The sequence below is a fragment of the Microbacterium testaceum genome (assembly GCF_003075375.1).
Lineage (GTDB): Bacteria > Actinomycetota > Actinomycetes > Actinomycetales > Microbacteriaceae > Microbacterium > Microbacterium testaceum_E.
The window spans coordinates 44,903-57,528 of sequence record NZ_QDFT01000021.1 but is presented as its reverse complement, the minus strand read 5'-3'; the positions used below and the strand labels follow the sequence as shown (position 1 = coordinate 57,528).

At 73.2% G+C, this 12,626-nt stretch carries 11 protein-coding genes; 8 read left to right on the top strand and 3 right to left on the bottom strand.

The window, feature by feature from the left end; translation table 11 throughout:
- From DC432_RS09890 to DC432_RS09880, 3 genes are all read left to right on the top strand, one after another.
- On the top strand, positions 1 to 548 hold a 548-nt coding region (locus DC432_RS09890), incomplete at its 5' end, for a molybdopterin oxidoreductase family protein (RefSeq protein ID WP_165801239.1).
- Positions 541 to 2,106, top strand: coding sequence for an FAD-dependent oxidoreductase (locus DC432_RS09885; RefSeq protein ID WP_116537751.1), 1,566 nt, complete (start codon positions 541 to 543; stop codon positions 2,104 to 2,106). The genes DC432_RS09890 and DC432_RS09885, both read left to right, overlap by 8 nt.
- A gap of 47 nt (positions 2,107 to 2,153) precedes the next feature.
- Positions 2,154 to 2,786, top strand: coding sequence for a LysE family translocator (locus DC432_RS09880; protein WP_116537750.1), 633 nt, complete (start codon positions 2,154 to 2,156; stop codon positions 2,784 to 2,786).
- Positions 2,787 to 2,798: 12 nt separating this feature from the next.
- Here DC432_RS09880 and DC432_RS09875 read toward each other — a convergent pair whose 3' ends face one another.
- Complete coding sequence (locus DC432_RS09875; protein ID WP_116537749.1) at positions 2,799 to 4,274, bottom strand: FAD-dependent oxidoreductase; 1,476 nt, start codon at positions 4,272 to 4,274, stop codon at positions 2,799 to 2,801.
- Positions 4,275 to 4,393: 119 nt separating this feature from the next.
- Here DC432_RS09875 and DC432_RS09870 point away from each other — a divergent pair, with 119 nt between their 5' ends.
- The 4 genes from DC432_RS09870 to DC432_RS09855 all read left to right on the top strand — a co-directional run bounded on the left by DC432_RS09870 (position 4,394) and on the right by DC432_RS09855 (position 8,996).
- Positions 4,394 to 5,062, top strand: a complete 669-nt coding sequence (locus tag DC432_RS09870; protein WP_108319754.1) for a TetR/AcrR family transcriptional regulator — start codon at positions 4,394 to 4,396, stop codon at positions 5,060 to 5,062.
- A gap of 225 nt (positions 5,063 to 5,287) precedes the next feature.
- On the top strand, positions 5,288 to 6,529 hold the full coding sequence (locus DC432_RS09865; RefSeq protein WP_116537748.1) for an acyl-CoA dehydrogenase family protein: 1,242 nt from the start codon (positions 5,288 to 5,290) through the stop codon (positions 6,527 to 6,529).
- 245 nt (positions 6,530 to 6,774) lie between these two features.
- The gene (locus tag DC432_RS09860) at positions 6,775 to 7,947 is read left to right on the top strand and encodes an AI-2E family transporter (RefSeq protein WP_116537747.1); all 1,173 of its coding nucleotides are present in this window, start codon (positions 6,775 to 6,777) and stop codon (positions 7,945 to 7,947) included.
- Positions 7,948 to 7,952: 5 nt separating this feature from the next.
- Positions 7,953 to 8,996 carry an ATP-dependent DNA ligase gene (locus DC432_RS09855; protein WP_243393090.1) on the top strand — a complete coding sequence of 348 codons (1,044 nt, stop codon included), beginning with the start codon at positions 7,953 to 7,955 and terminating at the stop codon, positions 8,994 to 8,996.
- 304 nt (positions 8,997 to 9,300) lie between these two features.
- Here DC432_RS09855 and ligD read toward each other — a convergent pair whose 3' ends face one another.
- Positions 9,301 to 10,326 carry a non-homologous end-joining DNA ligase gene (gene ligD / locus DC432_RS09850; protein ID WP_116537746.1) on the bottom strand — a complete coding sequence of 342 codons (1,026 nt, stop codon included), beginning with the start codon at positions 10,324 to 10,326 and terminating at the stop codon, positions 9,301 to 9,303.
- 327 nt (positions 10,327 to 10,653) lie between these two features.
- Here ligD and DC432_RS09845 point away from each other — a divergent pair, with 327 nt between their 5' ends.
- The gene (locus tag DC432_RS09845) at positions 10,654 to 11,280 is read left to right on the top strand and encodes a DUF1684 domain-containing protein (protein ID WP_108317451.1); all 627 of its coding nucleotides are present in this window, start codon (positions 10,654 to 10,656) and stop codon (positions 11,278 to 11,280) included.
- An 85-nt stretch (positions 11,281 to 11,365) separates the two neighbouring features.
- Here the strand turns inward: DC432_RS09845 and DC432_RS09840 are convergent, their stop codons facing one another.
- Positions 11,366 to 12,454 (bottom strand): SseB family protein, encoded by a 1,089-nt coding sequence (locus DC432_RS09840; RefSeq protein WP_116537745.1) that lies wholly within the window; start codon positions 12,452 to 12,454, stop codon positions 11,366 to 11,368.
- Positions 12,455 to 12,626 lie beyond the last annotated feature (172 nt).

Here is a 12,626-nt window from a genome sequence, read left to right as displayed (position 1 = left end):
ACTCCGGCCTGTCGCACGCGCTGCTCGACACGGGCGTCGAGGCGTACTGGCCCTACCGCTCGTCGAGCACCCCGCGCCCCTTCGCCGAGTGCTCCGCGCACCCCGACGGACGCGCGCGCCTGATTCCCGTGGATGCCGCTCCCCCGGCACCGACCGACCGGGGCGGCGATCTGACCCTCACCACCGGGCGCTACCTGCAGCAGTACCAGTCCGGGACGCAGACCCGACGAGTGACCGAGCTGCACGCCGCGCGGCCCGAGGCGCGGCTCGAGATCCACCCCGCGACGGCCTCTCGTCTGGGTATCCGCGAGGGCACCCTCGTGGCGGTGGCGAACGAGCGCGGAACCGTGCGAGTCCGGGCGAGCGTGACGACCGACATCCGGCACGACACCGTCTTTCTGCCGTTCCACTACGCGGGCGAGGGCTGCGCCAACTGTCTGACCGAGGCGCTGGTCGACCCGACCTCGGCGATGCCCGAGTTCAAGCGCACGCGGGTGCGGGTGGCGCCGGTCGCCCCCACCCCCGCCGGTGAGGAGATCCATGTCTGAGCGTGTGGTGCTGGTCGGCTACGGACCCGTGGGGGCGCGGCTGGTCGAGGGGCTGCTGCCCGCCGTCCGCGACGGGCGGATCGACCTGACCGTCGTCGGGGCCGAGACGCACGACGTGTACAACCGGGTGCTGCTGGCCGAATATGCCGTGGGACGCATGCAGCGGGACGGCCTCGACCTGGCGGGTCGCGCGATCGCGGAAGAGGCCGGGGTGCGGTTCGCGCTCGGGACGACGGTCGTGGGTGTCGACCGCGATTCGCGGGTCGTTCGGCTGCACGATGGCATCCGGATCCCCTATGACCGTCTCGTGCTGGCGACGGGAGCGCGCGCGAACGTCCCGACCCTGGCCGGTCTCGAGCGCGCGCAGCGCCACCGCTCGACGCGACCGGCAGAGCCGACCGCTCTCGACCAGGGAACGTCGCCCCTGCCGCGCGGTGTCGTCGCGCTGCGCGACCTCGCCGACGCCGAACTCGTGCGCACGGCGGTCTCGGCCGGACAGCGCATCGTCGTGCTCGGCGCCGGTGTACTCGGCATGGAGCTGGCCCTCGCCGCCGCCGAAGCGGGAGCGCAGGTGGTCGTGGCGTACCACTCGGCGGCGCCGATGAATCGGACGCTCGATGAGAACGGCGGACGCGTGCTCGCTCACGCCGCCGCCGCCCTCGGCGTCGAGATGCGGCACCACGCCCGCGCCGAGAGCATCGTCCAGCGTTACGACGACCACGGCCAGGCCTGGTTCGACGGCCTGGTCTGCGCCGACGGGAGCGTGCTGGCGGGCGACCTGCTCGTGCTGTCGTGCGGAGTCGCGGCGCGGACCGAGGTGGCATCCCTCTGCGGGTTGGCGACCTCGACCGGCGTCCTCGTCGACGCGGCGTCGCGCTCATGGACCGACCCCGACGTCTTCGCCATCGGCGACTGCGCGCACGTCGCCGACCCCGCCGACGCCGACCCCGACGGGCGGGTGCCGGGCGGACCGAGCGGACTCGTCGGACCGGGCTGGCGGCAGGCCGACCGCCTCGCGGCGCTGCTGTCGTCCGGGGTCGACGGGCCGGCGCCCGTCGAACGCCCCGGTGTGGTCATGCTCAAGGCCGAGGGCATCGACGTGGTCGCCGCGGGAGACGTCGACGCCGACCCCTTCTCGCACGCCCCCGGATGCCCCGGCCCCCAGGTCACGGTCTGGGCCGACCCGGCCCGCGGCGCGTACGTCAAGCTCTCGACCGTCGACGGCGTGCTGACCGGTTTCGTCTCGGTCGGGATGCCGCGCACCGGCGCGGAGCTGACCCTGCTGTTCGAGCGCGGCTCGGAGCTGCCCGCCGACCGCTCGTCGCTGCTGCGGCTCGACGCGCCCGACGCGGGTATGGCCGTCGTCGCCGACCCCTTCGCCGCGGACGCCACCGTCTGCTGGTGCAACGGCGTGAGCGCCGGGGCGATCCGCGAGGCCGCCTCGGCCGCAGAACCCACCGTCGCCTGTGTGAAAGCGGCCACCCGCGCCGGCACCGGCTGCGGCGGGTGCGTCGGCCGGATCGCCGAGCTGCTCGCGCGCGAGGTCGTCCCGGCCTGAGGCGGCGGGGCTCCCCGGCCATGCCGCCGCGGCTGTACAGTTCACGCGTGCCTCCCCTCGAGTCCCTTTTGGCGTTCGTCGCCGCGTCGATCGTGCTGATCGTCATCCCGGGACCGGGCGTGCTGTTCGTGATCGGTCGCTCCATCGCGCTCGGGCGCCGCGCCGGGCTGCTGAGCGTGCTGGGCAACTCGATCGGCAACATCCCCGCGATCCTCGCCACGGCCTTCGGCGTCGGCGCCCTCGTGGCGTCGTCGATCGTCGCGTTCACCGTGCTCAAGGTCGTCGGGGCCGCGTACCTCGTGTGGCTCGGCATCCAGGCCATCCGTCACCGCCGCGACCACGCGGCCGGGCCCTCACGCGCGCCCGCCTCGCGGTGGACGCTGCTGCGCCAGGGCTTCGTGGTCGGTGTGACCAACCCCAAGACGATCGCGTTCTTCGTCGCCGTGCTGCCCCAGTTCGTCGACCCGCACGCGGGAGCCGTCTGGGTGCAGCTGCTGATGCTGGGCCTGATCTTCCAGGTGCTCGCCGTGATCTGCGACTCGGTCTGGGCCCTCGCCGCGGGGACCGCGCGCACGTGGTTCGCCGGGTCGCCGAAGCGCCTGTCGACCCTGTCGGGTACGGGCGGGCTGATGATGATCGGCCTGGGCGGCGCGCTCGCGCTCACCGGCGCGAAGAGCTGACCGGCGCGCGGGTCAGCGCACGCCCAGATCGGCGGATGCCGCGCCCTCGAGCCGCGTGCCGTCGGGCGCGAAGCGCGAACCGTCGACGGGGCTGTCCCACGACCGCTCGGCGTCGTTCCACGTCAGCGGCGCGGGGGCAACGATCGCGCGGGTGCGCCCGTCGATCGTCGACACCGCCGCCGTCCGCAGCCCCCGGCGCGAGACGACACCGGCGCCCTCGGCGGGGCGCTTCACCGGTGCCGGAGCCGCGGCGGCGAGCGCACCCGCGGCCACCCCGGCCCGCCGGGTCGCCTCGCCGATCCCCCGGCCGAGGTCGGCGGGCACCGTCAGCCGCGTGCCGATCGTGCGCATCCATCCCGGTCGCTTCGCCCGCGCGACGCCGCGGATCTCGTCGCTCAGGCGCATCGCCGCGGCCGGCGCGTTCGTCATGCCCCAGCCGGCGTACCCGGTCGCGAAGCGCAGGCGGCCGAGGCCCCGCGGCATCCCCCCGACGAAGGGGACCAGGTTGTGCGACTGGTAGTCCTGCCCCGACCACCGCGCGATCTCGGCCCCCACGGGCAGCGTTCGGCGCGCCCACGCGGCCAGTCCCTCGGCGAGCGCGACCTCGGATCGCGCCGATCCGACGGGATGCCGTGCCCCGGTCACGATCAACGCCGGACGCACAAGCGACGACGGCGCGGCGACGACGCTGCGCCCCTCGGCGCCGACCTCGCTCCACATGCCGCCGGGGGCCTCGGCATCCCCCTCCAGCTCGAAGGCGATCGCCCACGAGCGCAGAGCGCGGGTCTTGAGGTCGTACAGGCCGCGGCGGGTGATCGGCGTGCCGGTGGCGAGCACGACCGTGTCGCCGCGCAGCGGGCCGTGGGTCGTCTCGACGCGACCGGTGGGCAGCGAATGCACGTCGGTGACGCGGACGCCGGTGTGCAGCACCGCCCCCGCGGCGACGGCGGCCTTCGCGAGCGTCGACACCAGCGCGGCCGGGTCGAGGGCCAGCTGGTCGTCGAGGGCGATCGCGCGGACCGGGGTGCGTCCGCCCAGGTCGCCCGGGTCGTCGGTGCGGACGTCGAGTCCGGCCTCGCGCGCGGCGTCGCGGACGGCGTCGAGCGCGGGATCCGAGGCCAGGCCCCGACCGAAGGTGAACGCCGTGCGACGGTCGGCCGTCGCCCCCGCGCGCTCGACGAGCCAGTCGAGACCGGCGCGGTTGGCATCCACGTATGCGCGCACCAGGGCGGCGGGGTGGTGACGGCGCAGGGACGCCAGGGTCGTCCCCTGCAGGAGGGATGCCATCCCCACCGACGCTCCGGATGCCCCGCTGCCCACCTCGCCGGCCTCGACCACGGCGACGTCGACGCCCGCCTCGGCGAGCATCACCGCGGTCGACAGTCCCGTCAGGCCGGCCCCCACGATGACGACGTCGTGGTGCGCGCCCGCCTCGAACGGGGTGGTGTCGACGGACGGGTGGTCGCGGGTCCACAGCGAGGAGGTCATGCGTCCATCCCACCGCGGGCGTCGACGCCGTGGCATCCGCTTGCCCCGTCGGTCACGATCGTCTACCGGAGCGCGCGGATCGCCCTCGTCGCGGGTGTCCGCGTCGATAGGCTCTGCTCGTGACCGACAGCGCCGCCCCCTCCAGCCGCACGGCGGTGGTGGCCGCCGCGATCGACCTGTTCGTTCAGCACGGCTACGACCAGACCTCGGTCGAGCAGATCGCGCAGGCCGCGGGGGTGTCGCGTTCGACGTTCTTCCGGCAGTTCGGCGGTAAAGAAGACGTCGTCTTCGCCGACCACGAGGTGCTCCTCGCAGAGACGCGCGCGTTCCTGTCGCAGCCGCACGACGACCCGTGGGCCGCGGTGTGCGAGGCGTCGGTGCGGGTGTTCCGCCACTTCGCCGCCGACCCCGAACTCGCCCGCCGGCGGTACAAGATCGTGCGCGAGATCCCGGGCCTGCGCGACCGCGAGATCGTCACGGTGTTCCGCTACGAACGCCTCTTCGACGAGTACCTTCGCGAGGCTCTTCCCGGTCTGGATCCCCTGGATGCCGTCGGCTTCGCCGCCCTCGTCACCGCGGTGCACAACCACGTGCTGCGCCGACTGATGCGCGGCGCCCGGGTGCCGGCATCCGTTCTGCGGCGCGCGCTCGACGACGCCCTGCGTCGTTACGGGGTGCACCCCGGCGGAGACGCCGCGGCCGGAGACGACCTGATCGTGGCGGCCTTTCCGCGGCGGATGCCGGCCGCCGAGGTCACGCGCCGCCTGCGCGCTTCGCTCGGCGAGTAGCCCCGGCGCGCCTGCGCGCGCGTCGTCGGGCCCGCCTCATCCCGCCCCACCCTGGGTCGAGTGTCCATGACACGCCGCGGAGGGGGGTGCGGGCGGCGTGTCGTGGACGCTCGAGCGCCGGGGGTCGCGCCCGCCGGGCCGCGTCCGCGAGCGGCATCCGGGAATCCGCCCCGACGCATCCCGGGGGCGTGACACCGAGTACCACTATGCGCGATACTGGGGACCATGACCATCGACGCCGATGCCCGCGCGCTCCCCGGCGAGCGCATCGCCCACTACGACCTGCTGGGCCGCCGCGACACCGACTACTACGCGGTGTTCGCCGACATTCCCGACGCCGACCGCGCGATCTGGGACCGCGCCAAGGCGTTCGCCGACGAGGTCGGCACCCGCATGCAGGGCGAATGGGATGCCGCGACCTACCCCGTCGAGCTGCTGCAGCGCATGGGGGAGCTCGAGCTGTTCACCGACGGCATCGAGCACGACGAACTCCCGCACACCTCACCCCTGGCCGCGGGCCTGGTCAACATGGAGATCTCGCGACACGACGGCTCGCTCGCCACGGCCCTCGCCGTGCAGGGCGGACTCGCGCTGCGCACGCTCGCCTTCTACGGCTCACCCGCGCAGCAGCAGCGGTGGCTGAAGCCGCTCGCCGACGGCACCGTCCCCGGGGCCTTCGCGCTGACCGAACCCGACCACGGCTCGGACTCCGTCTCGCTCGAGACCACCGCGACGCGCACCGCCGACGGGTGGTCGCTGAGCGGGACGAAGAAGTGGATCGGCAACGGCGCGTCCGGCGGCATCACCTTCGTGTGGGCGCGCGTCGACGACGAGGGCGCCGACGACCACGACAACGTCCGCTGCTTCCTGGTCGAGCAGGACACCCCGGGCTACGTGGGCACCGTCATCACCGGAAAGGTGTCGCTGCGCGGCATCCACCAGGCTCACATCGCGATGGACGACGTGCGCCTGCCCGAGGACGCCGTCCTGCCGGGGACGCACACCTTCAAGGACGCCTCGGTCGTCCTGTTCGCCACACGCTCCGGTGTCGCCTGGTCGGCGCTCGGTCACGCGACCGCCTGCTACGAGATCGCCCGCACCTACGCCACCGAGCGCACGCAGTTCGGCAAGCCGCTCGCGAAGTTCCAGATGGTGCAGGAGCGGCTCACGCAGATGCTCGACGAGCTGACCGCGATGCAGCTGTACTGCCGCCGCCTCGCCGACCTCGAGACCGCCGGCGGACTGCGACCCACGCAGGCGTCTCTCGCGAAGTACCACAACACCCGCGCCGCACGCCGCGTGGCGCAGATCGCGCGCGACCTGCTCGGCGGCAACGGCATCCTGCTCGAGAACGGCGTCATGCAGCACATGGCCGACATCGAGGCGATCCACACGTACGAGGGCACCGAGAGCGTTCAGGCGCTCCTGCTCGGTCGTGACATCACGGGCATGAGCGCCTTCGTCTGATCCCGGATGCCATGCGCGCCGGCGCGGGGCGGGTCCCGGCGCGGGGTGGCTCCCGGCGCGGGGGCGCACCTCGTGCTCAGACCGCACGCGATAGCCGAGACCGCACGCGATCGACGACGAGAGCGTGCGGTTTCGGCATCGGTGTGCGGTCTCGGGGGCAGGCGGCTCCGCCCGGGGGCTAATCCGCGGGAGCCAGGGGCGCAACCCGCGCGGACGATGTCGGACGCTGCCGATACGGTGAGCGCATGGGCCTGTTCTCTCGTCATCCCGCGCCGCGCGACGCCATCGCTTCGGTCGCCGAGGCCATCCAACCGCCGCCGAAGAGCCTGTGGGCCGACGGTTTCGGTCGACTGGCCATCCGCGCCGTGCAGATCCTCATCGTCGTGGTGCTCGTCGCGGGACTGATCTGGGGCATCCGTCAGGTCTCGCTCGTCATCATCCCCCTCGTCCTCGCGCTGATCTTCGCGTCGGCATTCGGTCCGTTCACCATGTGGATGCGCCGCAAGGGCGTGCCCGCCGTGCTCGCGACCGTGCTGACGCTGCTCGCGGTCGTCCTGGTGCTGAGTGCGCTCGGGTGGCTCGTCGTCAACGCCGTGATCAACCAGTGGGACACCCTGAGCACGCAGGCCGTCGAGGGCTTCCAGAAGGCCCAGGACTGGTACCACACCCTGCCGTTCGCGATCTCTCCCGACCAGATCGACCAGGCCGTGCAGGGCGTCACCGACTTCGTCACGAGCGCGCAGTTCGGCAGCGGCGCCCTCGCCGGGGTCAGCGCCGTCGCGTCGTTCCTGACCGGCTTCGTGCTGATGGTCGTCATCCTCTTCTTCTTCCTCAAGGACGGCCCCCGCATGTGGGAGTTCGTCCTGCGGCCCCTTCGCGGCAGCGACTACGAGCGCGGTCGCCGCATCGGCGACAAGACGGTGACCGTCCTCGGCGCGTACATCCGCGGCACCGCCTCGGTCGCCGCCGTCGACGCCATCGGCATCGGCATCGGCCTCGCGATCCTGCAGGTGCCGCTGGCGCTGCCGCTCGCGGTGCTGGTGTTCCTGCTCGCGTTCATCCCGATCGTCGGAGCGGTCACCGCCGGCATCCTGGCCGCCCTGGTGGCGCTCGTCACCAACGGGTGGGTCGTGGCGCTGATCGTCGTCGGCATTGTCGTTCTCGTGAACCAGCTCGAGGGCAACTTCCTGCAGCCGGTGCTCATGGGCCGCTCGATGAAGCTGCACTCGTTCGTCGTCCTGGTCGTGCTCGCCGGCGGTACGGCGATCGGCGGCATCCTGGGCACCCTTCTGGCGGTGCCGCTCACCGCGGTCGTGTGGGGCATCATCACGGTGTGGAACGGCGACGACAAGCCCGCCGAGTGGGCGCGACGCAAGAAGCGCTCGAACCCCGTGCCCCTCTCGGGCGACGAGGGCTGACGACCGTGCCGCACGACATCCCCGCGCCGATGCTGGCGAAGTCGGTGCCCGAGGTGCCCGACCACGCCAAGGTCGCCGGCGGTTTCAGCTACGAGCCCAAGTGGGACGGCTTCCGCGCCCTGGTGTCGTGGGACGGCACCGACGTCGAGATCGGCAGCCGGGGCGCCAAGCCCCTCACCCGGTACTTCCCCGAGCTCGTCGAGGCGTTCGCCCGACTGCTGCCCGAACCCTGTCTCATCGACGGCGAGGTCGTCGTGGCACGCGGGGAGGCGGGCGCTCAGCGGCTCGACTGGGAGTCGCTGTCGCAGCGCATCCACCCCGCGGCATCCCGGGTCAACATGCTGGCCGAAGAAACGCCGGCGATGTTCATCGCCTTCGACCTGCTCGCCCGAGGCGAGCGCGACCTGCAAGGTGAGCCCTTCGCCGAGAGACGGGCACAGCTCGTCGACCTGCTCGGCGATGTCCCCCACCCCGTGCACGTCACCCGCACGACCGACGATCCCGACCTCGCCCGTCGCTGGCTAGCCGAGTTCGAGGGCGCCGGGCTCGACGGCGTGATCGCCAAGCCCCTCGCGCAGCCGTACGCGCCGAACAAGCGCACGATGTTCAAGATCAAGCACGCCCGTACGGCCGACGTCGTCCTGCTCGGATACCGCATCCACAAGTCCGGCGACGGCGTGGGTTCACTGCTTCTCGGGCTCTACGACGACGACGGCCGACTGCACGGCGTCGGCGGCGCGTCCGCCTTCACCGACAAGCGCCGCCGCGAGCTGATCGACGAGCTCGAGCCGTACGTCGAGCGCGACGACGACGGCGCCGCCGTGACCGGCGAGACCGACCGCTCGCGCTTCTCGGCGTCGAAGGACGTGTCGTTCGTCCGTCTCCGGCCCGAGCGCGTACTCGAGGTGCGGTACGACCAGCTCGAGGGCATGCGCTTCCGCCACACGGTGCAGTTCGACCGGTGGCGCCCCGACCGCGAGCCCCGCTCGTGCACCTTCTCGCAGCTCGACGCGGTGGCGTCGTACGACCTCGGCGACGTTCTGGACTGAGGTCCGTCTCGCTCGGGGGTGGTCGATTCGGTCGCCGTTGCACGGCCGGCGCCGGGTCGCCGCCACGCGGTGGCGCCGGGCCGACCGACGCCTCGCTCCTTCGCCACCAAAACAGGCCACGTCGTCGAGAACAGGACATTCCGCACCGAAATCCCCTGTCCTCGCGGCAGCCCCTGTTCTTGTGACGCCGCTCCACTTCGCGACCGGACTCGCGCCCGCGCCACCTCGCGACCGAGCGCGCACCCGCGCCCGCGCCCCGCGCACCGCCGCGCTCCGCGCCCGCGCCGCGCCCCGTCACCCGCGCCTACGACGCCGGGTTCTTCGCCCGCGAGGGCTGCACCCGCGGCGGTTCCCCCGGCATCTTCGGGAACTCGGGCGGGAACGGCAGCTCCCCCAGCCCGTTCTCGACGTCGCGCTGCCACCACTCCAGCAACGTGTCGATGCGCCCCGGCTGGGCGGCGAACCCCTGCCACGGATCACCGACGGATGCCAACCGCTCGGGCACCGAGCGCACTGTGAAGGCGAGCGGGTCGACGCCGTCGAGTTCGTCCCACGCGAGCGGCGTCGACACCGTCGCGGTCGGAAGTGCCCGCGGCGAATACGCCCCCGCCATGGTGCGGTCGCGATTCGCCTGATTGAAGTCGACGAAGATGCGCTGCCCGCGCTCCTCCTTCCACCAGTTGGTGGTGACGGCATCCGGCATCCGCCTCTCGAGCTCGCGCGCCGCGGCGATCACCGCGTGCCGGACGTCGAGGAACTCATGCGTCGGCTCGATCGGGCTGAACACGTGCAGGCCGCGGTTGCCGCTGGTCTTGATCCACGCCTCCAGGCCCGCCTGGCGCAGCACGGTCCGCAGCTCGTGCGCCGCGGTCACGGCCTCGGCGACGCCGGTGCCAGGCTGAGGATCGAGGTCGATGCGCAGCTCGACGGGGTGGTCGGCATCCGTCGCGAGAGAGGCCCACGGGTGGAACACGATCGTGTTCATCTGCGCGGCCCACACCGCCGACGCGATCTCGCCCAGAAAGAGCTGCGGATGCCGCCGCCCGCTGTTGTACGTGACCGTCACCGCCTCGACGAAGGCCGGCGCGCCCTTCGGCGGGTTCTTCGAGAAGAACGCCTCACCCCCGACGCCCTCGGGAAACCGCTCGAGCGAGACCGGCCGATGCCCGTTCGCGGCGATGAAGGGGTCGGCGACGGCGATGAGATATTCGGCGAGCTCGCGCTTGGTGATGCCCACCTCGGGCCACAGCACGCGGTCGGGGTTCGAGATGCCCACCTCGCGCTCGCCCTCGGGGCCCGGCACGGTCAGCGTGATGCGAGGGGATGCCATGCCCCGACGCTAACGCTCCCCCGCCGCCATGTCTGCCCCCGTTGCGCCGCGCACGCCGGGGGCTCATGCGTCGATTCGCGCCCGTCTGCACCCTGCGGGGCACTGCGCGACGATCCGTCGCGTGCGCCTGCACCCTGCGGGGCCCTGTGCGACGATCCGTCGCGTGCGTCTGCACCCTGCCGCGCGGGGGCCGTGCCGGCCGAAGCCGTAGGCAGATGCCCCGCCGCCGTGTCCAGCACGGTTCGGCCGCGCCCCCGAGGCCGGGCGCGCGACGCCCGTCGTGTCCAGCCCCGGCCGCCGCACCCCCGCGCCTCGTACGGTGGAGGAATGACCACCGCTGCCGCCCGCACCGCCCTGGACATCGCCGACTGGCGTCGCCGCGTCTTCGCGCTCTACGACGCCGTCCGCGAGGCCGACGACCCCGAAGACGCCCACGAGCTGTGGCGCATCGAGCGGGACGCCCTCTTCGCGGACCACCCGGCGACGCCCCTGCTGCCCGAGCAGCGCGACGGTTTCGTCGGGCTGCCGCTCGCACCGTACGACGCGGCCTGGCGATTCGAGGTCGAACTCCTCGACGCGGACGAGGCGTCGTTCGTCGCCACGACCGGCACCGACGGCGAGGTCGGCTTCGAGCGCATCGGTCGCGTCGAACTGCCCGACACGGGCTCCCTCGACGTGTGGCGCCTCACGTCGTACGGGGGCGGACTGTTCGTCCCCGTGCGCGACGCAGCGGCCGGACGCCCGGGCGGCACCTACGGCGGGGGCCGCTACCTGCTCGACACGATCAAGGGCGCCGACCTGGGACGCGGCTCGACGCCGAACTCGCTGGTCATCGACTTCAACTTCGCCTACAACCCCTCGTGCGCCTACGACCCGATGTGGGCGTGCCCGCTCGCGCCGGCGGGCAATGTGCTGCCGGTCGCCGTGCCGGTCGGCGAGCTGTACGGCGTCTGACGCTCTGCCGTACGGCCCCGCCTCGCACCCCGCCCATACGACAGCGGCCGCCGCGAGATCGCGACGGCCGCTACACGGGTCGAGGTCAGGCGCTCGGCGCGGGGGCGTCGGCCAGGGCGATCACGGGCGCGAGCTCCTCGCGCGTGAGGCGGATCCAGGGTCCGGCCGGATCGATCAGGATGCCGGTCAGCCCGGCATCCACCGCCAGGGCCTTCGCGAGCTGCGCCTTGGCGATGGGCAGCGGCTGGTCGCCGCGCCCGAGGGCCAGGAGTTCGAGCGGGTGTGTGAACACCTCGAGGAAGCGCTCGCCCGCGGCCGATCGCGATTCGGCGACACCCACGGGTCCGCCCTCTTCGGTGCGCGCGACGGCGATCCACATGGGGGCGTCGGCGACGATGGCGTCGACGACCACGCCGGCCGTCTCGTCGGTGCGCGTCTCGCACAGGGCGGTCTTGATCCGCAGCTCGGGGTCGGCCTCGGCCATCATCCGCTCGAGCAGCGCCTTGGGCAGGACGGCGCGACCATCGGCCGCGGCCGGGTTGAGGACGACGCCGCCGTAGGGGCCGCTGAGCACGTGGCGCAGGAGCGCCATGATGGGCTGGCCCATCGCGGACGTGTCGCGGTCGCCGTCGGCCTCGACGCTCGCGCGCAGGGCCATGCCACCGCTGTAGGCGAGGACGAGCTGCTCGTCTCCGTTGTTCGCCACGGCGAGGGGGAGGTCCTTGCCCTCGGCCAGCAGAGCGCGGGCATCGCCCTTGACGCGCAGAAAGACGTGGCCCTGCAGCAGCTGCCGGGCCACGTTCAGCAGCTGAGCGGGCTCGGCCGGTCCCGAGATCTCGGCCAGGGCGTTGCCGAGCAGGACGTTGTCGCGCAGGCCGGGCACGGTCTCGGGAGCCTCGGGGGCTTCCATGGCACCGGGCTGACGAGCCGAGGGGCGCGCCGAGACGCCGGGGGTGGACTCGGCGGCCGGGGTGTCGGGGCCGGCGCCGACGCCACGGAAGGACGACATCGAGATGCCGACCGTCGGAGTCGTCTCGGCCGCCGCGGGCGCCGGGGCGGCGTCGCTCGGACCCGAGGGGTCGACGGGCTGTTCACCCGGTTCGATCGTGGAGTCGGGCCGGGAGACCGATGCGTCGTCGGAGTCGGAATTCTTGCGGCGCGAGAAGAGAGCCATTGGACAAGCCTATCCGGGCAGGTCGGGCCGCCGGCCCGGACGGTGACAGCGGCCGGGCGCCGCGCGCGCGGCGCGGCGCCGCGCGCGCGGTGCGGCGCGGCGATGCGCGGCGGTGCGGGGCGCGGCGGTGGTTCGGGGCGCGCTTTTCCGTTCGGGGCGCAGAATTCGCGCC